Annotated in this window: 18 protein-coding genes; 3 read left to right on the top strand and 15 right to left on the bottom strand. The window is 73.9% G+C overall.

Annotation, left to right across the window (positions count from 1 at the left end):
* Window positions 1–8: 8 nt before the first annotated feature.
* The gene (locus ABT026_RS07195; RefSeq protein WP_502967919.1) at window positions 9–1,337 is read right to left on the bottom strand and encodes a PAS domain-containing protein; all 1,329 of its coding nucleotides are present in this window, start codon (window positions 1,335–1,337) and stop codon (window positions 9–11) included.
* 454 nt (window positions 1,338–1,791) lie between these two features.
* Window positions 1,792–2,892, bottom strand: coding sequence for a citrate synthase 2 (locus ABT026_RS07190; RefSeq protein WP_351113064.1), 1,101 nt, complete (start codon window positions 2,890–2,892; stop codon window positions 1,792–1,794).
* A 170-nt stretch (window positions 2,893–3,062) separates the two neighbouring features.
* Between ABT026_RS07190 and pdxH the strand changes: the two genes are divergently transcribed.
* A complete protein-coding gene (gene pdxH / locus ABT026_RS07185; RefSeq protein WP_351113063.1) occupies window positions 3,063–3,764 on the top strand; it encodes a pyridoxamine 5'-phosphate oxidase in 702 nt (233 codons plus the stop codon).
* A gap of 56 nt (window positions 3,765–3,820) precedes the next feature.
* Here the strand turns inward: pdxH and ABT026_RS07180 are convergent, their stop codons facing one another.
* The 12 genes from ABT026_RS07180 to ABT026_RS07125 form a co-directional block, all read right to left on the bottom strand.
* Window positions 3,821–4,450 (bottom strand): TetR/AcrR family transcriptional regulator, encoded by a 630-nt coding sequence (locus tag ABT026_RS07180; protein WP_351113062.1) that lies wholly within the window; start codon window positions 4,448–4,450, stop codon window positions 3,821–3,823.
* Window positions 4,438–5,190, bottom strand: a complete 753-nt coding sequence (locus ABT026_RS07175) for an enoyl-CoA hydratase family protein (RefSeq protein ID WP_351113061.1) — start codon at window positions 5,188–5,190, stop codon at window positions 4,438–4,440. The genes ABT026_RS07180 and ABT026_RS07175 overlap by 13 nt, the downstream gene beginning before the upstream one ends.
* A 16-nt stretch (window positions 5,191–5,206) precedes the next feature.
* On the bottom strand, window positions 5,207–6,772 hold the full coding sequence (locus tag ABT026_RS07170) for a 4-coumarate--CoA ligase family protein (RefSeq protein WP_351113060.1): 1,566 nt from the start codon (window positions 6,770–6,772) through the stop codon (window positions 5,207–5,209).
* A 67-nt stretch (window positions 6,773–6,839) separates the two neighbouring features.
* Window positions 6,840–8,000 (bottom strand): acyl-CoA dehydrogenase family protein, encoded by a 1,161-nt coding sequence (locus tag ABT026_RS07165; protein ID WP_351113059.1) that lies wholly within the window; start codon window positions 7,998–8,000, stop codon window positions 6,840–6,842.
* The gene (locus ABT026_RS07160) at window positions 7,997–9,913 is read right to left on the bottom strand and encodes an acetyl/propionyl/methylcrotonyl-CoA carboxylase subunit alpha (RefSeq protein WP_351113058.1); all 1,917 of its coding nucleotides are present in this window, start codon (window positions 9,911–9,913) and stop codon (window positions 7,997–7,999) included. The genes ABT026_RS07165 and ABT026_RS07160 overlap by 4 nt, the downstream gene beginning before the upstream one ends.
* Before the next feature lie 19 nt (window positions 9,914–9,932).
* A complete protein-coding gene (locus tag ABT026_RS07155) occupies window positions 9,933–11,537 on the bottom strand; it encodes an acyl-CoA carboxylase subunit beta (RefSeq protein ID WP_351113057.1) in 1,605 nt (534 codons plus the stop codon).
* Window positions 11,534–13,225 carry an acyclic terpene utilization AtuA family protein gene (locus ABT026_RS07150; protein WP_351113132.1) on the bottom strand — a complete coding sequence of 564 codons (1,692 nt, stop codon included), beginning with the start codon at window positions 13,223–13,225 and terminating at the stop codon, window positions 11,534–11,536. Before ABT026_RS07150 ends, ABT026_RS07155 begins: the two co-directional genes overlap by 4 nt.
* A gap of 17 nt (window positions 13,226–13,242) precedes the next feature.
* Window positions 13,243–14,040: a TIGR03084 family metal-binding protein gene (locus tag ABT026_RS07145; protein ID WP_351113055.1), complete on the bottom strand. Its 798-nt coding sequence runs from the start codon at window positions 14,038–14,040 to the stop codon at window positions 13,243–13,245.
* Window positions 14,041–14,152: 112 nt separating this feature from the next.
* Window positions 14,153–14,650 (bottom strand): GNAT family N-acetyltransferase, encoded by a 498-nt coding sequence (locus ABT026_RS07140; protein WP_351113054.1) that lies wholly within the window; start codon window positions 14,648–14,650, stop codon window positions 14,153–14,155.
* 107 nt (window positions 14,651–14,757) lie between these two features.
* Window positions 14,758–15,750: a FliH/SctL family protein gene (locus ABT026_RS07135; RefSeq protein WP_351113053.1), complete on the bottom strand. Its 993-nt coding sequence runs from the start codon at window positions 15,748–15,750 to the stop codon at window positions 14,758–14,760.
* 172 nt (window positions 15,751–15,922) lie between these two features.
* Window positions 15,923–16,921 (bottom strand): EamA family transporter, encoded by a 999-nt coding sequence (locus ABT026_RS07130; RefSeq protein ID WP_502967910.1) that lies wholly within the window; start codon window positions 16,919–16,921, stop codon window positions 15,923–15,925.
* A gap of 104 nt (window positions 16,922–17,025) precedes the next feature.
* Complete coding sequence (locus ABT026_RS07125) at window positions 17,026–20,067, bottom strand: FAD-binding and (Fe-S)-binding domain-containing protein (protein ID WP_351113052.1); 3,042 nt, start codon at window positions 20,065–20,067, stop codon at window positions 17,026–17,028.
* A 96-nt stretch (window positions 20,068–20,163) separates the two neighbouring features.
* On the opposite strand from ABT026_RS07125, the gene serC reads away from it, so the two are divergent.
* Window positions 20,164–21,282: a phosphoserine transaminase gene (serC, locus tag ABT026_RS07120; protein ID WP_351113051.1), complete on the top strand. Its 1,119-nt coding sequence runs from the start codon at window positions 20,164–20,166 to the stop codon at window positions 21,280–21,282.
* 198 nt (window positions 21,283–21,480) lie between these two features.
* Here serC and ABT026_RS07115 read toward each other — a convergent pair whose 3' ends face one another.
* On the bottom strand, window positions 21,481–21,744 hold the full coding sequence (locus ABT026_RS07115) for a DUF2530 domain-containing protein (protein ID WP_351113050.1): 264 nt from the start codon (window positions 21,742–21,744) through the stop codon (window positions 21,481–21,483).
* A 205-nt stretch (window positions 21,745–21,949) separates the two neighbouring features.
* Between ABT026_RS07115 and ABT026_RS07110 the strand changes: the two genes are divergently transcribed.
* Window positions 21,950–23,401: an NCS2 family permease gene (locus ABT026_RS07110; RefSeq protein WP_351113049.1), complete on the top strand. Its 1,452-nt coding sequence runs from the start codon at window positions 21,950–21,952 to the stop codon at window positions 23,399–23,401.
* Window positions 23,402–23,418 lie beyond the last annotated feature (17 nt).

The raw sequence follows: 23,418 nt of genomic DNA, 5'->3' as shown, positions 1-23,418 counted from the left end.
GGCGGAGGTCACCCGGCGGTGTCCTCCAGGGCCGCAGCGAGGTCCAGGGCGGCGGCCACCCGGCCCGCCACCTCCTCGCCGTGCGCGACGTCGTGGCGGCCGAACGGCCCGCGGGCCGGGCCGCGCAGGAAGGTCACCACGCCCAGCGTGCGGCCCCGGCTGCGCAGCGGGACGCACAGGGCGTGCGCGGCGTCCTGCGGCCACTGCCGGGTGAACCCGGCGGCGGCGGACACCCGCACGGTGCCCGCGCGTTCCGCGCACCGCAGCGCCGGGTGCCCGGACGGGTAGGGCACCGGCAGGCCCGAGCGGTCGGCGCCCTCGCCGCCGCCCGGGGTGCCGAACGGCGTGGCGGCCGTCCGCACCAGGCGCAGCGGCGTCTCCTCGTCGTCCGGCACCGCGCCGCCGGCCGCCCGGTCCAGCAGCGCGTGGTCGGCGAAGCCGGCGAGCGCGAAGTCCAGGTGGACGGCGGCGGCCTCGGCCGGGCTGTCGCACTCGGCGGCGGCGCGCGACGCCCGGTGCAACTGGGCGGCGCGGAAGCGGGTGACCGCGGCCTCCTGCTCGGTGGTGCGGGCCTCGGTGACGTCCTGGAACAGCCAGCCCACGCCGAGCGGGGTGGGTTCCTCGGTCAGCGGGGACGCCAGGCGCACGAAGCCGCTGCGCCAGCAGCGGCGCTCCCCCGGCGCCGCACCGGCGGCCGCCCCCGAAGCCGCACCGGGAGCCGCACCGGCGCCACCGGGCGCGGCGGGCGCGGCGACGGTGACCCACAGGTCGGCGGGGGCGGGGGGCGCGCCCTGCGCGAGGACATGGGTCAGCGCGGCCTCCACCTCGCGGACGCCCTCGGTGAGCATCTCGCCCAGCGGGCGCCCGAGCAGCGCGGCGCGGCCGCGTCCCAGGGCGCGGGCGGCGTGGGCGTTCACCACGGCGGGGCGCAGGTCCGCGTCGACCAGGACCACGCCCCAGGGGGCGTCGGAGAAGAGGGCCTCGCTCAGGGCGAGGGAGCGCTCCAGGTCGGTCTGCGCGTCGGCGGGGCCGAAGGCGAGGTACACGCCGGCGGGTCTGCCGTCCGGGCCGGGGACTGCGGCGGACTGGGTCCGCACCAGGACGCGGCCGCCGTCCTTGGTGAGCAGCGCGAAGTCGTGGACGCGGCGGCCGGGCGCGTGCATGGCCGCCATCAGGCGGGCCTCGGTGCCGGCCGCGTCGGCGGGGCGGACCGCCCAGCCGGCCAGGCCGCGGCGGCCCACCGCCTCGGCGGCGCTCCAGCCGAGGACGCGTTCCGCCTCGCGGTTCCAGTGGGTCACCACGCCGTCGGCGTCGAAGGCGCAGAGGGCGGCGTCCATGCCGTTCAGCAGGGCGGCGAGGAGTCGGTCGCCGCACTGGTCCTCGCCGGTCGGAGCGGTCACGGTGGTTCTCCCTGTGACTGGGCCGTGGGGCTCCCATTCAACTCCACCGCACCCCGGCCGAACAGCACTTTCACCGACCCGCTCGGCTCCTCCCGGCCCCGGCGCCGGGGCCGGCCGGCGGGCTCGGGGACAAGGGGGGAAAAAGCCGTTGTCCTCACGGAGGGACCGGTCGTACGGTGGGGCTACACGGGAAAGGAGGTGATCGGGTACATGAGTGACACCCGGACGCGTGAGGTGGCTGCGGGCTGAACGCCCGTGACCACGACGGGCCTCGGCCCAGCACCAGCAGTCACCCGACCCGCGAGCTCGCCGGCACGTCCGGCCGGCCCCCTTCCGTGGGACCAGAGCTCGCGGGTCGTTCCCTTTCCCGGGACGTGACCCGCGACGGCGGTCAGCCCGCGATGTCCCCGTAGCCCTCGATCGCCTCGACCGGCCGCGTCGCCGGACCGACGTACCGCGCGGAGGGCCGCACCAGGCGCCCCGTCCGCTTCTGCTCCAGGATGTGCGCCGACCACCCCGCCGTGCGGGCGCAGGTGAACATCGAGGTGAACATGTGCGCCGGCACCTCGGCGAAGTCGAGGACGATGGCCGCCCAGAACTCCACGTTGGTGGCCAGCACCCGGTCCGGCCGCCGCGCGTGCAGCTCGGCCAGCGCCGCCTTCTCCAGCGCCTCGGCGACCTCGTAGCGCGGAGCGCCCAGCTCGCGGGCGGTGCGCCGCAGCACCCGGGCGCGCGGGTCCTCGGCCCGGTAGACCCGGTGGCCGAAGCCCATCAGCCGCTCGCCCCGGTCCAGCGCGCCCCGTACGTACGCGTCGGCGTCCCCGGTGCGCTCGATCTCCTCGATCATGCCGAGCACCCGCGAGGGCGCGCCGCCGTGCAGCGGGCCGGACATCGCGCCGACCGCGCCGGAGAGCGCGGCGGCGACGTCCGCGCCGGTGGAGGCGATGACCCGGGCGGTGAAGGTGGAGGCGTTCATGCCGTGCTCGGCGGCCGAGGTCCAGTAGGCGTCGACGGCGGCCACGTGCTTCGGGTCCGGCTCGCCGCGCCAGCGGACCATGAACCGCTCGGCGATGGAGTTCGCCTTGTCGATCTCCTTCTGCGGCACCATCGGCACGCCCTGCCCGCGCGCCGACTGGGCGACGTAGGACAGCGCCATCACGGCCGCGCGGGCGAGGTCGTCACGGGCCTGCTCGACGGAGATGTCCAGCAGCGGCCGGAGCCCCCAGGCGGGCGCGAGCATCGCGAGCGCCGCCTGCACGTCCACCCGGACGTCGCCGGAGTGGACCGGGATGGGGAACGGCTCGGCGGGCGGCAGGCCGGGGTTGAACGATCCGTCGACCAGCAGGCCCCAGACGTGGCCGAACCCGACCGTGCCCACCAGGTCCTCGATGTCGACGCCCCGGTAGCGGAGCGCGCCGCCCTCCTTGTCCGGTTCGGCGATCTCCGTCTCGAATGCGACGACTCCCTCGAGCCCGGGAACGAAGTCGGACATGTGCGGCTCCTCGACAGTTGTGGGTCTGCCCCGTGCATCGGATCGTATCCACGAGTGCCACTTTTGGGGAGAGGCGCGGCACTCAGTGCCACCTCCGGTCACGCGACGCGGCCCGGAAGGCACCACCGGCCGTGACCCGAACGTGTCTGCGCATACGGCAAGATGATCGCGTGACCGACCGAGATGCCGCCCTCGACCCGTCCGACGACACCGCTCCCGCCCTCGTGCCCGACCCGGCCGCGATACGCCGGCACTACCAGGCGGAGGGCCTGGGCAGGTCCCAGCTGGCCGCAACGCCCGTGGAGCAGTTCGGCCGCTGGTTCCGCGAGGCCACCGACACCCCCGCGGTGTTCGAGCCGAACGCGATGGTGGTCTCCACCGCCGACGCCCAGGGCCGCCCCAGCGCGCGGACGGTGCTGCTCAAGCACTACGACGAGCAGGGGTTCGTCTTCTACACCAACTACGGCTCCCGCAAGGGCCGCGAGCTCACCGAGAACCCGCACGTCTCGCTGCTGTTCCCCTGGTACCCGCTGGCCCGGCAGGTGATCGTCACCGGCACGGCCGCCCGCACCGGCCGGGACGAGACCGCCGCCTACTTCCGCACCCGGCCGCACGGCTCCCAGCTGGGCGCCTGGGCCAGCGAGCAGTCCACGGTGATCTCCTCGCGCGAGGAGCTGGACCGCGCCTTCACCGAGCTGGACGCCCGCTACCCGGCCGACGAGCAGGTGCCGGTCCCGCCGCACTGGGGCGGCTTCCGGGTCGTGCCGCGGAGCGTGGAGTTCTGGCAGGGCCGCAGCAACCGGCTGCACGACCGGCTCCGGTACGTCGCGCTGCCGGACGGCGGCTGGCGGACCGAGCGCCTCAGCCCCTGAGCGGAGCGCTCGACATCAGCCCCTGTGCGGCGGGCCCAGCCTCTGTACGGCGGGCTTCAGCCTCTGAGCGGCGGCCCCAGCGCCTCGTCGAGCAGCGCCGCCCACTGGGCGACCACCCGCTCCCGGCGGGCCGTGTCGTCGCTGAGCAGGTTGGCCAGCCCGAGGCCGCGCGCCATGTCGAGGAGACCCTGCACGGTCTCCCGCACGCCCGGCCGGGACTCGTCGGCGGCCAGCAGCTCCACCGCCGTGCGGTGGGTCTCCCGGCCGACCCGGGCCTCCAGCTCGGTGACGCGGCCGCGCAGCTGCTCCTCGTTGGAGGCGGCCACCCACAGGGCGAGGGCGGCCCGGAAGACCGGCCCGGTGAAGAGGGCGACGATCTCCGCGACCACCGCCCCGCGGTCCCCCGCCGCGCCCTGCGGGAACAACTCCCGCAGGGCGGTGGAGCGTTCCTCGGCCACGTGCTCGACGGCCGCGGTGAACAGGTCCTCGCGGGTGGGGAAGTGGTGCTGGGCGGCGCCCCGGGAGACGCCGGCCCGTTCGGCGACCACGGCGACCGTGGAGCCCGCCCAGCCGTGTTCGGCCAGGCAGGCGACGGCGGCCTCCAGCAGCCGCTGCCGGGTGGCCCGGCTGCGGTCCTGCTTGGGGGCGCGCGCCGCGGTGGACGTCGCCTGGTTCACTTCACCCACGCCGGATCCCGTCGTTCGAGGAAGGCGGTCATCCCCTCCCGCGCCTCGTCGGAGGAGAACAACCGGGCCGAGAGCGCGGAGAGGGTCTCCGCGTCCCGGTCGAAGTTCTCCAGCACCTTAGCCGTGACCAGCGGTTTGGTCGCCGCGAGGGCCTGCGGTGAGGCCCGCCGCAGGCCGTCGAGGACCGGCTCGAGCACGGCGTCGACGTCCTCCCCCGCCGCGGTGACCAGCCCGATCCGCGCGGCCTCGGCGGCGTCGAACCGCTCCCCGGTGAGGTAGTACCGGGACAGCGCGCGCGGCTCCACGCGGGGCAGCAGGGTCAGCGAGATGACTGCCGGGGCGACCCCGATCCGTACCTCGGTGAGGGCGAACGTGGACCGCCCCGTGGAGGCGGCGACGACGTCGCACGCCCCCAGCAGCCCGAACCCGCCCGCCCGCACGTGCCCGTCGACGCGCCCGACCACCGGCTTGGGCTGCTCCAGCATCCGCCGGAGCAGCCCGGTCAGCGCCTCCGGCGGCGGAGGGTCGCGCAGGTCCGCGCCGGCGCAGAAGGTGGAGCCGGTGTGGGTGAGCACCACCGCCCGTACCTCGTCGTCCTTCGCGCAGTCCTCGAGCAGCCCGGCCAGCCGCCCGACCAGGGCGGCGGACAGGGCGTTGCGGTTGGCCGGCGAGTCGAGGACGAGCGTGGCGACGCCCCGTTCGTCCGACCGCCGCACCAGGTCCGGGGGTGTGTCCGTCATGTGCGTCCTTTCGTGCTCATGCTCGTTCCCTCAGTTCGCGCCGGAGGATCTTGCCGCTGACCGCGCGCGGCACGGCGTCGACGAAGGTGACCCGCCGCACCCGCTTGTACGGGGCGACGCGTTCGGCCACGTGGGCCGTCACCTCCGCCTCGGTCAGCGCCTCGGCCCCGGCCTGGCGGACCACGAAGGCGGCCGGGACCTCGTTGGTGTCGTCGTCGTACACGCCGATCACCGCCGCGTCGGCGATGCCGGGGTGGGTGAGCAGCAGGGCCTCCAGCTCGGCCGGGGCGACCTGGTAGCCCTTGTACTTGATCAGTTCCTTGACCCGGTCGACGACGAAGAGCCAGCCGGCCTCGTCGACCCGGCCGACGTCGCCGGTGTGCAGCCAGCCGTCGGCGTCGATCATCGCGGCGGTGGCGTCGGGCCGGCCGAGGTAGCCCTTCATCACCTGGGGGCCGCGGATGAGGATCTCGCCCGTCTCCCCGGCGGCGAGGTCCTTGCCGGGGTCGTCCAGCGAGACGATCCGCATCTCGGTGCCCGCGATGAGCTTGCCGACGGTTCCGGGCGGGGCGTCCTGGGAGAAGGGCGGCACCACGTGGGTGCCGGGCGACAGTTCCGTCATGCCGTACGCCTGGCCGACCGACGACACTCCGAGCCGGGCCCGGCAGGCCTCCGCCAGCTCCGCGTCCAGCGGGGCGGCGGCGCTGATGACGTAGCGCACCGAGGACAGGTCGTAGCCGTCCACCGCCGGGTGCTTGGCGAGGGCCAGCACGATCGGCGGGGCGACGTACAGCGCGGTGATGCGGTGCTTCTCGATCGCCGAGAGGAAGCCGTCCAGCTCGAAGCGGGGCAGCACCACCACGGTGCCGCCCTGCTTGAGCGGGGCGTTCATCAGGGCGGTCAGACCGTAGATGTGAAAAAAGGGCAGAACTGCCAGGATCCGCTCGCCCTCCCCGGTGGGCACCGCCGGCTCCAGCTGCGCCAGGTTGGTGGCGATCGACCGGTGGGTGAGCATCACGCCCTTGGGCGTCCCGGTGGTGCCCGAGGAGTAGGGCAGGGCGGCGACGTCCCGCACCGGGTCGATCTCCACCCGCGGTTCGGGGGCGGTGGTGCCGAGGAAGTCCATCAGCGAGCGGTGCCCGGGGGCGGTGTCGCAGACGAAGATCTCCGCGATGCCGCCCGCGAGTTCGGCGGCCGCCCGCGCGGTCTCCAGCAGCGGGGAGACGGTGACGATCCAGCGGGCCGCGGAGTCGGTGAGCTGCTTGGCGAACTCCTCGGCGGTGGCCAGCGGGTGCACGGTGGTGACGGCGGCGCCGGCCCGGGTGGCCGCGTAGAAGGCGATCGGGAAGGCGACCGTGTTGGGGCTGTGCAGGGCGAGCACGTCGCCCTTGACGACGCCCGCCTCCGCCAGGCCGGCCGCCACCTTGCGGTGGAAGGCGCCGACTTGGGCGTAGGTGAGGGTCATGCCGTTCACCCCGTCGATCAGGGCGGGGGTGTCGCCGCGTTCGGCGGCCCGGCCGAGCACCGCGTCGTGGATGGGCTCCTCGACGGCGGGGACATCTGCGTACTCGCTGCGGAACATGAAGGCTCCTTGTCGCACGACGCTGTGCTCGCCTCCCCTTGAGGCGTGGCCGCCAAATATGGTCATGTCAGTACGACTTGGGAAGACCCAGCGTCTGGTGCGAGACGAAGTTGAGGATCATCTCCCGGCTGACCGGGGCGATCCGGGCCACCCGCGAGGCGTTGACCAGCGAGGCGAGGCCGAACTCCTTGGTGAGGCCGTTGCCGCCGAGGGTGTGGACGGCGGTGTCCACCGCCTTCACGCAGGCCTCTCCCGCCGCGTACTTGGCCATGTTCGCCGCCTCGCCCGCGGCGAGGTCGTCGCCGGCGTCGCAGAGGTGGGCGGCCTTCTGCATCATCAGCTTCGCCGTCTCCACCTCGATGTGGGCGACCGCCAGCGGGTGCTGGATGGCCTGGTGGGCGCCGATGGGCGTCTTCCAGACCTGCCGCTCCTTGGCGTAGCCGATCGCCGCGGTGAGCGCGTAGCGGGCCATGCCGACGGCGAAGGCGGCGGTCATCACCCGCTCCGGGTTCAGTCCGGCGAACAGCTGGAGCAGGCCGGCGTCCTCGTCGCCGACCAGCGCGTCGGCGGGCAGCCGCACGTCGTCCAGGACCAGCTCGAACTGCTTCTCGGCGGCGGCCAGATCCATGTCGAGCATGGTGCGGTGGAAGCCGGGGGTGTCGCGCGGGACGATGAACAGGGCGGGCTTGAGCTTGCCGGTGCGGGCGTCCTCGGTGCGGCCCACGATCAGCGTGGCGTCGGAGATGTCCACGCCGGAGATGAAGACCTTCCGCCCGTTGAGCACCCACTCCTCGCCGTCGCGCCGCGCGGTGGTCGTGATGCGGTGGCTGTTGGAGCCGGCGTCGGGCTCGGTGATGCCGAAGGACATGATCCTGCTGCCGTCGGCGAGGCCGGGCAGCCACTCGCGCTTCTGCTCCTCGGTGCCGAAGCGGGCGATGATGGTGCCGCAGATCGCCGGGGAGACCACCAGCAGGAGCAGCGGGCAGCCCGCCGCGCCGAGCTCCTCGAGCACCAGGGACAGCTCGTAGATGCCGCCGCCCCCGCCGCCGTACTCCTCGGGCAGGCTGACGCCGAGGTAGCCGAGCTTGCCCGCCTCGTTCCACAGCTCCTCGGGGCCCTTGCCCTCCTCCAGGGCCTTGGTGACGTACGCGCGGCCGTAGCGGCGGCCCAGCGCGGCGACGGCCTCCCGCAGCGCCTTGTGCTCCTCGGTCTCGATGACGACGCTCACTGGCTCTCCTCGTGGTCGGCGGAACCTTCGGCTTCTGGTGGCGCTTGCTGGACGACGGCGAGCAGGGCGCCGACCTCGACCTGGCGGCCGGGTGCGGCGTGCAGCGCCGTGAGGGTGCCGGAGACGGGGGCGGTGACGCGGTGCTCCATCTTCATCGCCTCCAGCCACAGCAGCGGCTGCCCCTCGGTGACGGCGGAGCCGACGGCCAGGCCGTCGGCGACGCGGACGACGGTGCCGGGCATCGGGGCGAGCAGCGAGCCCGGTTCCCGGCGGGACTCGGGCTCGGGGAAGCGGGGCAGCTCGGTGAGGGCCGTGCCGTTCACGAAGACCCGTCCGTCCGCGTACCGGGCCACCTCGTACCTGCGCCGCACCCCGTCCACCTCGAGGACGACCAGGGAGGCGTCGGCGTGCACCACGACCGCCCCGTCGGCCTCCGGGCCCCGGCGGGTCCAGCGGTAGGCGGCCTCGTGCTCCTTCTCCCCCACCCGGTAGCGGCGGACCTGCGGCTGCGAGGGAACGTTCCGCCAGCCCCCGCCGAAGCGGGCGCCCGCGCCGGACACGGCCGCGGCCGAGGACAGGGCGGCGGCCAGCGGCGCGTGCGGGTCGGTGCTCTCCCGGGTGAGCTCGGCCAGGTGCCGGTCGTAGAAACCGGTGTCCATCCGTCCGGCGGCGAACTCCTCGTGCCGCAGCGAACGCACCAGCAGGTCCCGGTTGGTGACCGGCCCGTGCACGGCGGCCCGCTCCAGCGCCCCGGCCAGCTTGCGGACCGCCTCGGCACGGGTGGGCGCGTGGGCGACCACCTTGGCGAGCATCGGGTCGTAGTGGACGCCGACCGTGTCACCGTCGGCGAAGCCGGTGTCCACCCGCACGCCGGCCGCCCGGGCGGCCTCGTCCAGCCCGATCCGGTGCAGCACCCCGGTCTGCGGGGCCCAGCCGCGCGCCGGGTCCTCGGCGTACAGGCGGGCCTCCACGGCGTGCCCGCGCGGGGCGGGCGGCTCGGCCTCCAGCGCGCCGCCCTCGGCGATCCGCAGCTGGAGGGCGACCAGGTCGATGCCGAACACCTCCTCGGTGACGGGGTGTTCGACCTGGAGCCGGGTGTTCATCTCCAGGAAGTGCGCCCGGCCGTCGGCGACCAGGAACTCCACCGTGCCCGCGCCCACGTAGTCGACGGCCCGCGCCGCCCGGACGGCCAGCTCGTGGAGCTCGTCGACCAGCCCGGGCGGGAGCCCGGGGGCCGGGGCCTCCTCGACCACCTTCTGGTGGCGGCGCTGCAGCGAGCAGTCCCGGGTGCCCAGCGCCCACACCGTGCCGTGGGTGTCGGCCAGCACCTGCACCTCGACATGGCGGCCGCCCTCCACGTAGGGCTCGACGAACACCTCGTCGTCGCCGAACGCGCTCAGCGCCTCGGCCCGGGCGGCGGTCAGCTCGGCCTCCAGGTCGGCCAGCCGGCGCACGATCCGCATGCCGCGGCCGCCGCCGCCGGCCGCCGCCTTCACCAGCACCGGCAGGTCCGCCTCGCCGACCTCGGCGAGCGGCGCCAGCCCCATCAGCTCCTTGGCCCGCGTCTTGGACGCCATCGCCTCGACGGCCTCCGGCGACGGACCGATCCACACCAGCCCGGCGTCCAGCACCTGGCGGGCGAAGTCCGGGTTCTCGGACAGGAAGCCGTACCCCGGGTGCACCGCGTCCGCCCCGGCCGCCAGGGCGGCCTTCACGATCAGGTCGCCGCGCAGGTAGGTGTCCGCGGGCGACGACCCGGGCAGCCGGACCGCCTCGTCGGCGGTGCGGGTGTGCAGCGCCCCGGCGTCGGCGTCGGAGTGCACGGCGACGGTGCGCACGCCCAGCCGGGCGCAGGTGCGGAAGACCCGGCAGGCTATCTCGCCCCGGTTGGCGACCAGTACCTTGGAGATCACGGAGATCACAGGAGTTCCCTCACATCCGGAAGACGCCGAAGCCGCCGCGCACGCCCTCGAAGGGGGCCGTGTGGATCGCGGACAGGCAGATGCCCAGCACGGTCCGGGTGTCGCGCGGGTCGATCACCCCGTCGTCGTAGAGCCGCCCGGACAGGAACATCGGCAGCGACTCGGCCTCGATCTGCTGCACGACCATGGCGCGCAGCGCCTTGTCGCCCTCCTCGTCGTAGGGCTGCCCCTTCGCCGCCGCGGACTGCCGCATGACGATGGAGAGCACGCCGGCCAGCTGCTGCGGGCCCATCACCGCGGACTTGGCGCTCGGCCAGGCGAACAGGAACCGCGGGTCGTACGCCCGGCCGCACATGCCGTAGTGGCCGGCCCCGTAGGAGGCGCCCATCAGCACCGACAGGTGCGGCACCGTCGAGTTCGACACCGCGTTGATCATCATCGCGCCGTGCTTGATGATGCCGCCCTGCTCGTACTCCTTGCCGACCATGTAGCCGGTGGTGTTGTGCAGGAACAGCAGGGGGATGTCGCGCTGGTTGGCGAGCTGGATGAACTGGGCGGCCTTCTGCGACTCGGCGCTGAACAGCACGCCCTGCGCGTTGGCCAGGATGCCGACCGGGTAGCCGTGCAGGGTGGCCCAGCCGGTGGTCAGGCTGGTGCCGTACAGCGGCTTGAACTCGTCGAAGTCGGAGCCGTCGACGATCCGGGCGATCACCTCGCGCGGGTCGAACGGCGTGCGCAGGTCCTCCGGGACGATGCCCAGCAGTTCCTCGGCGTCGTACTTGGGCGGCTCGACGAACGCCGGGTCGGGGTCCGGGTGCGCCTTGCGGTGGTTGAGGCGGGCCACCACCCGCCGGGCCTGCCGGATCGCGTCCAGCTCGTCCACGGCGAAGTAGTCGGCGAGGCCGGATGAGCGGGCGTGCATCTCGGCGCCGCCCAGCGACTCGTCGTCGCTCTCCTCGCCGGTGGCCATCTTCACCAGCGGCGGACCGCCGAGGAAGACCTTCGACTGCTCCTTCACCATGATCACGTGGTCGGACATCCCGGGGATGTACGCGCCGCCCGCGGTCGAGTTGCCGAGGACCACGGCGACGGTGGGGATTCCGGCCGCGGAGAGCCGGGTCAGGTCGCGGAAGACCTGGCCGCCGGGGATGAAGATCTCCTTCTGCGAGGGCAGGTCGGCCCCGCCGGACTCCACCATCGTCACCACCGGCAGCCGGTTGGCCAGCGCGATGTCGTTGGCCCGCAGCGCCTTCCTCAGCCCCCACGGGTTGGTCGCGCCGCCGCGCACCGTCGGGTCGTTGGCGGTGATCAGGCACTCCACGCCCTCGACCACGCCGATCCCGGTGACCATCGAGGCGCCCACCGGGTAGTCACTGCCCCAGGCGGCCAGCGGCGACAGTTCGAGGAACGGGGTGTCCGGGTCGACGAGGAGCTCGATGCGCTCCCGGGCCAGCAGCTTGCCGCGCCTGCGGTGCCGGGCGACGTACTTCTCGCCGCCGCCCGCGAGCGCCTTGGCGTGCTCGGTGTCCAGCGCCGCGAGCTTCTCCAGCAGCGCGGCGCGGTGGGCCGCGTACTCGGGGCTGTCGGTGTCCAGGGCCGTGGGCAGCACGGTCACAGCAGGGCCTCCGGTATGTCCAGGTGGCGGGCGCGCAGCCATTCCCCGAGCGCCTTGGCCTGCGGGTCGAATCGGTGCTGCGCGGCCACGCCCTCGCCGAGGATCCCCTCGACGGTGAAGTTGAGCGCGCGCAGGTTGGGCAGCGGGTGCCGGGTGACGGTGAGCGCCGCGGTCTCGGGCAGCAGTTCCTTGAACCGCTCGACGGTGAGGGTGTGCGCGAGCCACCGCCACGCCTCGTCGCCCCGAACCCACACGCCGACGTTGGCGTCGCCGCCCTTGTCGCCGCTGCGGGCCCCGGCGACCAGGCCCAGCGGGGCCCGGCGCACCGGACCGGGGTCGGGCGGCGCGGGCAGCGGCGGCTCGTCCACCGCGGCGAGCTCCCGCGTCTCGGGGGCCGGCGGCACCTTCTCGCGGGTGCCGTCCGGCAGCACGGCGACGTGCTCGACCTCGCCCTGCGGGACGTACGCGGCCGAGAAGGCGCCGTAGGGGGCGCCCTTGCCCGGCGGGGCGGTGACGTGGAAGCCGGGGTAGCTGGCCAGGGCGAGCTCGACGCCCGCGCTGCTCAGGGTCCGGCCGACGGCCTGCTGGTCGGGGTCGCGGACCACCAGGCGCAGCACGGCGCTCGCGGTCTCCTCGGTGGCCGCGTCGGGCCGGTCGGTGCGCGCCAGCTCCCAGGAGACGTGCGCGGGGCGGGACGCGGCCCGCTCCAGCGCGTCCTCCATCTGCGCCCGCACCAGCGCGGCCTTGCGTTCCACGTCCAGGCCGGTGAGCACGAACTCGAGCTGGTTGCGGAACCCGCCGAAGCGGTTGACGCCCACCTTGAGCGTGGGCGGCGGGACCTCACCGCGCACGCCGCTGATCCGGACCCGGTCGGGACCGTCCTGGGCGAGGGTGACGGTGTCCAGCCGTGCGGTGACGTCCGGCCCGGCGTACCGGGGGCCGCCCGTCTCGTAGAGCAGCTGCGCGGTGACCGTGCCGACGTCGACGACGCCGCCGGTGCCGGGGTGCTTGGTGATCACGGAGCTGCCGTCGGCGTGGATCTCCGCCAGCGGGAAGCCGGGGCGGACCAGGCGGTGAGGGTCGAGGTCGCCGAAGAAGGCGTAGTTGCCGCCGGTGGCCTGCGCGCCGCACTCCAGCACGTGTCCGGCGACGACGGCGCCGGCGAGGGCGTCGTGGTAGGCGGGGGTCCAGCCGAAGTGGGCGGCGGCCGGGCCGGTGACCAGGGCGGCGTCGGTGACCCGGCCGGTGACCACCACGTCGGCGCCGCCCAGCAGGCAGGCCGCGATGCCGAAGCCGCCGAGGTAGGCGTGGGCGGCCAGCGCGCCGGGGTGCGACGCGGTGAGGTCGTCGCCCTCGACGTGGGCGACGCGGACGGCGAGCCCGAGGCGCCCGGCCAGCTCCCGCACGCGGGCCGCCAGCCCGGCGGGGTTGAGCCCGCCCGCGTTGACGACGATCCGCACGCCGCGCTCGTGGGCGAGGCCCAGGCACTCCTCCAGCTGGCGCAGGAAGGTGCGGGCGTAGCCGGCCTCGGGGTCCTTGAGCCGGTCGCGGCCCAGGATCAGCATGGTGAGTTCGGCGAGGTAGTCGCCGGTGAGGACGTCGAGTTCGCCGCCGGTGAGCATCTCGCGCATCGCGTCGAAGCGGTCGCCGTAGAAGCCGGAGGCGTTGCCGATGCGCAGGGGCCGGATGTGCGGGGGTGCGGGGGTCACGCGCGCCCCTCCTTCGGCCCGCGCCCGCCGCCGGGGGGCCCGGCGAAGCACTGGGCGACGTCCAGCCAGCGGTCGGCGTCCGGGCCGTCGGCGCGCAGGTCCAGGTCGGCGCGATGCGCGCGCTGCGTCACCAGGCGGCAGAAGTCCGGCCCCGACCCGGTGACCCGCTGCGCTGCGTCCTCCGGCCCGGAGGTCCACACCTCGCCGTCGGGGAACTCCAGCTCCAGCCGGAACTCCTCCCGGGGCACCGGCAGTCCGTTCATCAGGAACGCGAAGTCGCGGGTGCGCGCGCCCAGCCGGGCGATGTGCCGCATCCGGCGGGTGGGGCGCCGCTCGACGCCGAGGGCGTCGGCGACGTCCTGGCCGTGCGCCCAGGTCTCCATCAGCCGGGCGGTGGCCATGGAGGCGGCGGACATGGGCGGCCCGAACCAGGGGATCTTCGTCCCGCGCGGCACCGCACGCAGCGCCGTCTCCAGCGCGGCACGGCTCTCCCGCCAGGCCGCCAGCACCTGCGCGGGCGGCCTGCTCGCACCCAGCGCGGCCTGCGCGTCCATGTAACCGTCGGTGTCCGCGAGGGCCTGCTGGACCTCGGCGTCGAACGCCTCCTTGTCACCGATCGCGGCCAGCGCGGCCCGATCGGTCCACGCCAGGTGGGCGATCTGGTGCGCGACGCTCCAGCCCGGCGCCGGCGTGGGCGCCGCCCACCGGTCGTCGTCCAACCCGGCCACCAGGGCGTCGAGTTCGGCCGACTCCTCACGCATGTCGTCGATCACCGACGTCGTCGGATCGTCCATCGCGGGGTCCTGCTCCCTCCGGGCACGGCGGTGTGCGGGGTGGTGCGCCTCGGAGCATGGCAGCGGGACGGGAATCAATCAAGCGTGCTTGCTTGATTTTTTCCCCCGGCGGTCACTCGGCCTCGTCGAGGTCCAGCACACCGACGATCTGTCCCCCGGAGATCTCCCCCGTCCTGCGGAAGCCCAGCCGCAGGTAGAACTCCTCCGGCCCGTCCTCCCCCGGCTCCCAGGTCGCGTAGAGCCGCGACCCGCCCCTGCGCCGGATCTCCTCCGCGACCGCCCGCACCGCGAAGGCGCCGTAGCCACGCCGCTGCTCGTCCGCCGCGATGTTCAGCCGCCACAGCCCTGACCGGACGTCGCTGCGGCTGCCGTCGTCGAGCCAGTCGATGTCCAGGAACGCCATCAGGAACCCGACGGCCCGGTCCCCGTCGCGAATCAGCCGCGGCCAGGCGGCCTCCGGGTACACGTACGCCTGCGCCAGCGACTTCACCACCGGCGCGACCAACCTGCGCTGCCCAGGGGCCACTTCGATGCCGATCGCGGTGTCGAAGTTCCCCGGCGTGATCGGCTCCAGCCTCAGCTGCTGCTCACTCGTGCGCTGCTCACTCATGCGCGCACCCTAGCCAGGCGTCCGCCGTCGGCCCCAGGCCTTTCGCCGCTGCCGCGGACGGCGAGTGCCCCGTCGACGGGGACGGGGCACTCGCAGGACCCGGACGGCTACCGGCTGCCGCTCTCCACCCGGGACTGGCCCGGCACGCCTTCCCGAGGAGTCCCCTCGAAGACGGCGTCGACCGTCGGGGCGGTCACGGCCCGCACAAGCCACATACGCAGGACGTCCGGGTCCCCACACTCCTCGACGCGCCTGCGCGTCTCCTCCGACACCTCCAGGTTGCGCTGCTCAAGGACGACCAGGAGGTCTTCGGCCTTCGACCTCACCGACTCTTCGGCCACGCCCTGAGCCACGCCCTGGGCCATGCCCTCGGCCACGCCCTGAGCCATCCCCTGTGCGCGGGCCTCGTCCCGAAGCTCCTCGAAGAGCCACGAGCGGTAGAAACTAGTGTCGACCATAAGAAGCTCCTTCCAGAGCTGCTTCGCCCGGGCGTTCCTGAGGCCTTGGGCTGTGTACTCGACGACCTGGCTGCCTTCGTCCTCCGGAACGTCACGGAGGGCACGGGACAGAGCCTTCAGTATGTCATCAATGTCCGGTTCCGCCGCGTGCGTGATGGCCGAGAGCGTCGCCATGTAGATGTCTTCTCTCGCCTGCCGCGGGTCGGCGATGACAGGTGTGTTGTGCGGCCCGACGACCAGGGGACGCACGGTGAGCGTGGGCATGAACGGGAGCCCGCTGGTCACCGGCTGCTGCGCCCAGGCCGCTGTCCGGCGGTCCTGGCAGACCACCATCAGGTGCGTGGGAATCCGGTACTTGCTCCAGAGGTAGCTGACGTAATAGGCCCAGCTCGACGGCTTGTCCGGGTCAGGCTTGCCCTGCGCTTCGACCGCCAGCAGGAAGGGCCCCTGACTCTCCGTCTCGAAGCGGATGAGCGTGTCGATCCTTCGCTCGATCGCGGCCGTCTCGGTCACGTCGGGGCATTCGACGGTCGCCTTCGTCGGGGGCGGGAGATCGAAGCCCAGCCGGGCCGACAGGCGGTAGAAGAGATCCGGGTGGTCCCGGAAGATGCGGTGCAGCGCCTCGTGCGCCGAACTGACCATGGCATCCCTTGCGGTCGGCCCGCGCCGAAGATTCGGACGGGCTAAGGGTCATGGCCCGGAGCGTAGGACGCCGAAAATAGCTGTGACCTGCACCGTCACCCGGAACGGTGAGCTACCGGCGGTACTGAGGGGACAAGCCGTGCGCCCGGTGTAGCCACGCTTCGAACCCCCGTCAGCCCAGCTCGGATTCCTTCGTGACGCGCACCGCGCCCACCTGGGTGCGGACCGCGCCCATGCTCGCGGCGACGACGAGGCCGATGGCCGCGGCCTGGGCGGCGCCGAGGGTCTGGTGGAGGATCAGGAAGCCGGCCAGGGCGGCCACCGCGGGTTCCAGGCTCATCAGGATGGAGAACGCGGCGGCCGGGAGCGAGCGCAGGGCGATCAGTTCGAGGGTGTACGGGAGGACGGAGGACAGCACCGCGACGCCCGCGCCCAGGCCGACCGTCACCGGGTCGAGGAGTTCGGCGCCCGCCGAGCCGACGCCCAGCGGGAGGATCAGCAGCGCGGCGAGGCCCATCGCGATGGCCAGGCCGTCGGCCTGCGGGAAGCGGCGGCCGGTGCGGGCGCTGAAGACGATGTAACCCGCCCACATCGCGCCCGCGCCTAGGGCGTACGCCACGCCCGCCGGGTCGAGGCCGGAGAAGTCGCCGCCGCCGAGCAGGAAGACGCCGGCCAGGGCCAGGCCCGCCCACAGCAGGCTCACCACGCGCCGCGAGGCGATCACCGACAGGGCCAGCGGGCCCAGCACCTCCAGGGTGACCGCCGGGCCCAGCGGGATCCGGTCGGCGGCCTGGTAGAAGAGGCCGTTCATGCCGGCCAGCGTCCCCGCGAAGGCGATCACCGTGCCCCAGTCGGCGCGGGAGTGGCCCCGCAGCCGGGGACGGCAGAAGACCAGGAGCAGCGCCGCCGCGACCACCAGGCGGATCGCGACCACGCCCAGCGCGCTGGTGCGGTCCATCAGGTTCACGGCCAGCGCGCTGCCGAACTGCACGGAGACGACCCCGCCCATCACCAGGCCGACGGGGCCGAGCGCCCTCCGCGACCCGGCGCCGGAACCTGCGGTGGACCCGACGGCGGAACCGGCGGCGGAACCGGCGGCGGGCACGGGGGCCTCGCCGGCGCCGGAGGCCGTGGCGCCCGCGAGGGGCCGGTCGGTGCGGGGTGCGTTCACGATGCCGTCCTGGTGCGAAAGGTGCGAGGGGTATGAGGGGCGCGAAAGGGTCCTCAGGGACCAGCACGAGGTTACGGGCGGGCCGTCATCCGCGTAAAGCGGGTTCAGTCCTTACCGGGCCGGTCCTCGTCCAGCGCCTCCGCGAGCACCTCCGCCAGGTGACGGGCGCGCCGGCCCGCGAGGTGGTCGAGCTGGGTGCGGCAGGACCAGCCGTCGGCGAGCAGCTCCGCCTCCTCCCCCGCGGCGTGGACGGCGGGCAGCAGCTGCTCCTCCGCGCAGGCGACGGACACCTCGTGGTGGCCGCGCGTGAAGCCGAAGTCGCCGGCCAGGCCGCAGCAGCCGCCGGAGAGGTCGCCGGTGAGACCGGCCGCCTCGCGCAGCCGGCGTTCGGCGGCGTCGCCGAGGACGGCGTGCTGGTGGCAGTGGGTCTGACCGGCCACCGGGCGGTCGAGGCGGGGCGGCGTCCAGTCGGGCGCGTGCCGCTCCAAGGCCTCCGCGAAGGTGACCACCGCGTCCGCAAGCCGAGCGGCGCGCGGGTCGTCGCCCAGCAGCTCGGGCAGGTCGCCGCGCAGCGCCGCCGCGCAGCTCGGCTCCAGGACGACGACCGGCAGGCCCGCGTCGAGCACCGGTTCCACCAGATCCAGCGTGCGGCGCAGCACCGCCCTGGCCCGGTCGAGCTGGCCGGTGGAGACATAGGTGAGGCCGCAGCAGACCCGGCCGCGGCGGCGGACGGCGGAGGCCAGGACGGACAACGCGCCGCGCGCTCCGCCGGTGCGGCCGTCGGCGATCCGCGGACCGCCCGGCCGGAGCACCGGGGGCGGCGTCACCGTCAGCCCGGCGGCCTCCAGCACCCGGACGGCGGACCGGCCGACGGACGGCGACAGGTACTCCGTGAAGGTGTCCGGCCAGAGCACCACCGTCCGCGACTCCAGCGGTTCGACGCCCGCAGGCCCCACCGTCCGCGACTCCCGCGGGTCGACGCCCGCAGGCCCCGCCGCGTGCGACCCCCGCGGGTGAACGCCGGTGCGCGGGCGCCGTTCCCACCACCGGGTGAACGTCTCGCGGGCGAGGCGCGGCAGGGGCCGCTGCGGGGCGACCCCCGCCAGCCGCTTGGCCACCGCGGCGAGCGGCCGCACCGAGGCCAGCGCGTTGACGATGCCGGGCACCCGGGTGCGGGCGAGTGCCCGCAGCCACACCGGCAGCCACCCCATCGCGTAGTGCGCGGCCGGCCGGCGCCGCCCCGCGTAGTGGTGGTGCAGGAACTCCGCCTTGTAGGTGGCCATGTCGACGCCCACCGGACAGTCCGTGCGGCAGCCCTTGCAGGACAGGCAGAGGTCCAGCGCGTCGCGCACCTCCTCCGAGCGCCACCCGTCGGTGATCACCTCGCCGGCCAGCATCTCGTGCAGCAGCCGCGCCCGGCCCCGGGTGGAGTGCGCCTCCTCGCCGGTCGCCCGGAACGACGGGCACATCACCTCTCCCCCGGCCACCGTCGTCGTGCGGCACTTGGCGACGCCCACGCAGCGCCGGACCGCGGCCCGGAAGTCGCCGTTGTCGGCCGGGTAGCCGAACTCCACGTCGACCGGCTCCCGGGGCAGCGCCGCGAACCGCAGGTGGGCGTCGAGCGGTGCGGGCCGGACCAGGACGCCGGGGTTGAGCAGGCCGTCGGGGTCCCAGAGGTCCTTGACCCGCTCGAAGAGGCGCACCGCCTCCGCCCCGTACATCCGCTCCAGCAGCTCCGCCCGCGCCATCCCGTCGCCGTGCTCCCCCGAAAGCGAGCCGCCGTGCGCCACCACCAGGTCGGCCAGCTCCTGCGAGAAGCGGCGGAACCGCGCGATGCCCGGCGCGGTCAGCAGGTCGAAGTCGATGCGGACGTGGACGCACCCGTCGCCGAAGTGCCCGTAGGGGACGCCGCGCAGGCCGTGCTCGGCGGTCAGCCGCCGGAAGTCGCGCAGGTAGGCGCCCAGCCGGGCAGGCGGCACCGCGCAGTCCTCCCAGCCGGGCCAGGCCTCGGTGCCGTCCGGCATCCGGGTCGCCGTGCCACTGGCGTCCTCGCGGACGCGCCACAGCACCCGCTGGGCGGCCGGGTCGGTGACCACCAGCGCGTCCAGCGCGTCGGCCGCCCGCACGATCCGCTCGGCGCGCGCCCGGGCCTCGACGCCGTTGGCCCCGCCGGTCTCCACGAACAGCCAGGCCCCGCCGCGCGGCAGCCCTTCGGCGGACGGCACCAGATCGGTCGCCATGCCTTCCACGGTCAGCGGACGGTGCGGCAGCAGTCCTGGCGCGGCCTGCGCGGCGGCGGACTCGTCGGCGTACCCGAGCACCGCGAGGGCGCGGGCGGGCGGCGACTCCACCAGTCGCACCGTCGCCTCGGTGAGCACCCCGAGGGTGCCCTCGGAGCCGCAGAACGACCGCGCCACGTCCACCCCGCGCTCGGGCAGCAGCGCGTCCAGCGCGTAGCCGGAGATCCGGCGCGGCAGGTCCCGCGCGAACCCGGTCCGCAGCAGCTTCAGTTCGCCGCCGACCAGGTCGCGCAGCCCGTCCGGCGCGCCCCGCCCGCCGCGGCCGAGCACGAGACGCGTGCCGCGCGCGGTCAGCACCTCCAGCGACTCCACGTTGTCCGCGGTGGTCCCCCAGGCCACCGAGTGGGAGCCGCAGGAGTTGTTGCCGATCATCCCGCCGAGCGTGCACCGGCCGTGGGTCGACGGGTCGGGCCCGAACCGCAGGCCGTGCGGCGCGGCCGCCTCCTGGAGCCGGTCCAGCACCAGGCCCGGCTGGACGACGGCGGTACGGGCCTCGGCGTCCAGGGACACCAGGCGGTTCATGGAGCGGGTGAAATCGAGCACGACGCCGGTGCCGGTGGCCTGCCCCGCGATCGAGGTGCCGCCGCCGCGCGGGACCACCGGCACGCCGTGCTCGCGGCAGACCTCCAGCGCCGCCGCCACGTCGTCGGCGTCCCGGGGGGTGACCACGCCCAGCGGCACCCGGCGGTAGTTGGACGCGTCCATGGTGGTCAGCGCGCGGGCGGTCGCGTCGAACGCGACCTCACCGCGCACCGCCCGGCGCAGGGCGGCCTCCAGCGGGGCCGGCGGGGACGGCGGGGACGGCGGGGACGACTCGGACGGCGAGCGCGGCTCGAACTCGTGCATCTCCCGAGGATCCCCGGCGGGAGGCCGCCGGACACGTCGTCTCAGCGGCCGGACCACGTTTCGTACGGGTTTCCCGAAGGGACTACGCTCGCGCTCGTGGCTGAGATCCAGATTCCCGCTGACATCAAGCCCGCCGACGGACGATTCGGCGCTGGCCCCTCCAAGGTGCGGACGGAGGCGCTGGAAGCCCTCGCCGCGACCGGCACGTCTCTGCTCGGCACGTCTCACCGCCAGGCCCCGGTCAAGAACCTGGTCGGCAAGGTGCGGGAGGGCATCCGCGAGCTGTTCTCCCTGCCCGAGGGCTACGAGGTGATCCTCGGCAACGGCGGATCCACCGCCTTCTGGGACATCGCGACGCACGGTCTGATCGAGAACCGCTCCCAGCACCTCACCTTCGGCGAGTTCTCCTCGAAGTTCGCCAAGGCCTCCAAGCTCGCCCCGTGGCTGGGCGACCCGACGCTGGTCTCCGCGGAGCCGGGCGACCACCCCGAGGCCAAGGCCGAGGCGGGCGTCGACGTCTACGCCTTCACCCACAACGAGACCTCCACCGGTGTCGCCATGCCGATCCGCCGGGTGGCCGGCGCGGACGAGGGCGCGCTGGTGCTGGTCGACGCGACCAGCGGCGCGGGCGGTCTGCCGGTGGACGTCTCGGAGACGGACGTCTACTACTTCGCCCCGCAGAAGTCCTTCGCCTCGGACGGCGGTCTGTGGATCGGCGTGTTCTCACCGGCCGCGCTCGAGCGCGCCGCGCGGATCCACGCCTCCGGCCGCCACATCCCCGAGTTCTTCTCGCTGCCGACGGCGATCGACAACTCGCTCAAGAACCAGACGTACAACACGCCCGCGCTGTCGACGCTGTTCCTGCTGAACGAGCAGCTGGAGTGGATCAACGGCCAGGGCGGCCTGGACTGGGCGGTCTCCCGCACGGCGGAGTCCGCGCGGAACCTGTACGGGTGGGCCGAGGCCTCCAAGTACGCGACGCCGTTCGTCGCCGACGCGGCGAAGCGGTCGCAGGTCATCGGCACGATCGACTTCGCCGACGAGATCGACGCGGCGGCGGTGGCGAAGGTGCTGCGGGCGAACGGGATCGTGGACACGGAGCCGTACCGGAAGCTGGGGCGCAACCAGCTGCGGGTCGCGATGTTCCCGGCGATCGACCCCGCGGACGTCGCGGCGCTCACCGCCTGCGTCGACCACGTCATCGACCACCTCTGACCGTCCCCGCACCGCCGAAACGCCGCGTTCCCCGGAACGCGGCGTTTCGCGTTCCCGGGACCGCCCGCAGGGTGACGGCGCGCCGGGCACGCGGACCTCGCGGGCAGCGCCGTTACGCCGGGTGGCGGCAGAGGGACGCCCCCGCGGTTGCGGGGGCGGGGAGCGGGCCGGAGGGTGAGGGAGGTGGCGTGAAACAGGTCACGTGGTGGTGAGGCGGTCGGTGGCGGCCCGCTTGATCGCCGCGTCCCGCTTGCGCACGTACCAGACACCGATCAGCCCGAGCCCCCCGCCGGCCAGGCAGGTCCACACCCACCACGCGTGCCCGTTCTCGTCGAACCAGCCGTAGAAGGGGAGTTGAACGAGGAAGAGGACGAACCACAGGATCGTGCCGCCGGTGATGGTGGCGACAACGGGCCCCTCCAGGGGCTCCGGCGCCTCGTGCTTGGGGGTCCACTTCGCCATGGCCCCAGTCTACGAGGCCCCTCGCAGCCGCCCTCGCCCCCTCTTCCGACCCTCGTCACATCGACCCGCAGAGATTCGCTAACGCGAGGTTTATATGTTCATACTGGTGGAGACACCGCTTGGCTGGATCCATTCGTAGGAATCCACGAGAGTCCGCGAGAGCCGCCGGGCGGGCCCCCCGACCCCCGTACTCCTGAGGTCCCGTATGTCCTCCTCGGCCACCGCCAAGGCTCCCGCGCCCGAGCAGCCGGGCCGCCGGCCCCAGTTCGGCGCTCTCGACCGCTACTTCAAGATCTCCGAGCGCGGCAGCACGCTGCCCCGCGAGGTCCGCGGCGGTTTCGCCACCTTCTTCGCGATGGCGTACATCATCGTGCTGAACCCGATCATCCTGGGCAGCGCGAAGGACATGTACGGGAACCAGCTCGACAACGCCCAGCTGGTTACCGCCACCGCGATCTCCGCCGCCTTCGCGACGCTCCTCATGGGCGTCATCGGCAACGTGCCCATCGCGCTCGCGGCCGGTCTCGGCGTCAACACCGTCGTCGCGCTCCAGCTCGCCCCGCGCATGTCGTGGGCCGACGCGATGGGCATGGTCGTGCTGGCCGGCTTCGTGGTGATGCTGCTGGTCGCCACCGGCCTGCGGGAGCGCGTGATGAACGCGGTGCCGTTCGGCATCCGCAAGGCGATCGCCATCGGCATCGGCCTGTTCGTGCTGCTGATCGGTCTGGTCGACTCCGGCTTCGTCACCCGCATCCCGGACGCCGCCCACACCACCGTCCCGCTCCAGCTGGGCGTCGGCAACCAGCTCCTCGGCTGGCCGGTCCTGGTCTTCGCGCTGGGCGTGCTGCTCACCTTCGCGCTGATGATCCGCAAGGTGCCCGGCGCCATCCTGATCTCGATCGTCGCGATGACCGTCGTCGCCGTGGTGATCAACGCGGTCGCCGACGTGAAGAGCTGGGGCCTGACCACGCCCGAGTGGCCCGGCAACCCCTTCGCGGCCCCCGACTTCGGCCTGATCGGCCAGGTCAGCCTGTTCGGCGGCTTCGAGAAGGTCGGCGTGCTGACCGGCGTGCTGTTCGTCTTCACCGTCCTGCTGTCCTGCTTCTTCGACGCCATGGGCACGATCATGGGCATCAGCGACGAGGCGAAGCTGACCGACGCCCAGGGCCAGATGCCCGGCATGAACAAGGTGCTGTTCATCGACGGCATCGCGGTCGCCGCCGGCGGCGCCAGCTCGTCCTCGGCCACCACCTGCTTCGTGGAGTCCACCGCCGGCGTCGGCGAGGGCGCCCGCACCGGCCTCTCCAACGTCGTCACCGGCCTGCTGTTCACGCTCGCGCTGTTCCTGACCCCGGTCGCCACCATGGTGCCGTCGCAGGCGGCCACCCCGGCGCTGGTCGCGGTCGGCTTCCTGATCCTCGCGGGCAACATCAAGGAGATCGACTGGAACGACTGGTCGATCGCCGTCCCGGCCTTCGTCACCATGCTGACGATGCCGTTCACCTTCTCCATCACCACGGGCATCGGCCTGGGCTTCATCACCTACGCGGTGCTGCGCCTGGTGACCGGCCGCGCCAAGGGCGTCCCGGCGGCGATGTGGGCGGTGGCCGCGGTGTTCGTCTTCTACTACCTGATGCCGGCCCTCGGCCTCGCCTGATCCTCCCGGGGGCTCGC

The organism is Streptomyces sp. NPDC002734 (assembly GCF_040295685.1).
Lineage (GTDB): Bacteria > Actinomycetota > Actinomycetes > Streptomycetales > Streptomycetaceae > Streptomyces.
Note: the sequence above shows the minus strand (reverse complement) of the source record. Positions and strands in the feature narration are given on the sequence as shown.

Coding starts and splice junctions, on each gene's coding strand:
- ABT026_RS07195 (WP_502967919.1), bottom strand. CDS start 1,337: ATGGACGCCGCCCTCTGCGCCTTCGACGCCGACGGCGTGGTGACCCAC.
- ABT026_RS07190 (WP_351113064.1), bottom strand. CDS start 2,892: ATGTCCGACTTCGTTCCCGGGCTCGAGGGAGTCGTCGCATTCGAGACG.
- ABT026_RS07175 (WP_351113061.1), bottom strand. CDS start 5,190: ATGACGGACACACCCCCGGACCTGGTGCGGCGGTCGGACGAACGGGGC.
- ABT026_RS07170 (WP_351113060.1), bottom strand. CDS start 6,772: ATGTTCCGCAGCGAGTACGCAGATGTCCCCGCCGTCGAGGAGCCCATC.
- ABT026_RS07145 (WP_351113055.1), bottom strand. CDS start 14,040: ATGGACGATCCGACGACGTCGGTGATCGACGACATGCGTGAGGAGTCG.
- ABT026_RS07140 (WP_351113054.1), bottom strand. CDS start 14,650: ATGAGTGAGCAGCGCACGAGTGAGCAGCAGCTGAGGCTGGAGCCGATC.
- ABT026_RS07135 (WP_351113053.1), bottom strand. CDS start 15,750: ATGGTCAGTTCGGCGCACGAGGCGCTGCACCGCATCTTCCGGGACCAC.
- ABT026_RS07125 (WP_351113052.1), bottom strand. CDS start 20,067: ATGCACGAGTTCGAGCCGCGCTCGCCGTCCGAGTCGTCCCCGCCGTCC.
- ABT026_RS07115 (WP_351113050.1), bottom strand. CDS start 21,744: ATGGCGAAGTGGACCCCCAAGCACGAGGCGCCGGAGCCCCTGGAGGGG.
- ABT026_RS07110 (WP_351113049.1), top strand. CDS start 21,950: ATGTCCTCCTCGGCCACCGCCAAGGCTCCCGCGCCCGAGCAGCCGGGC.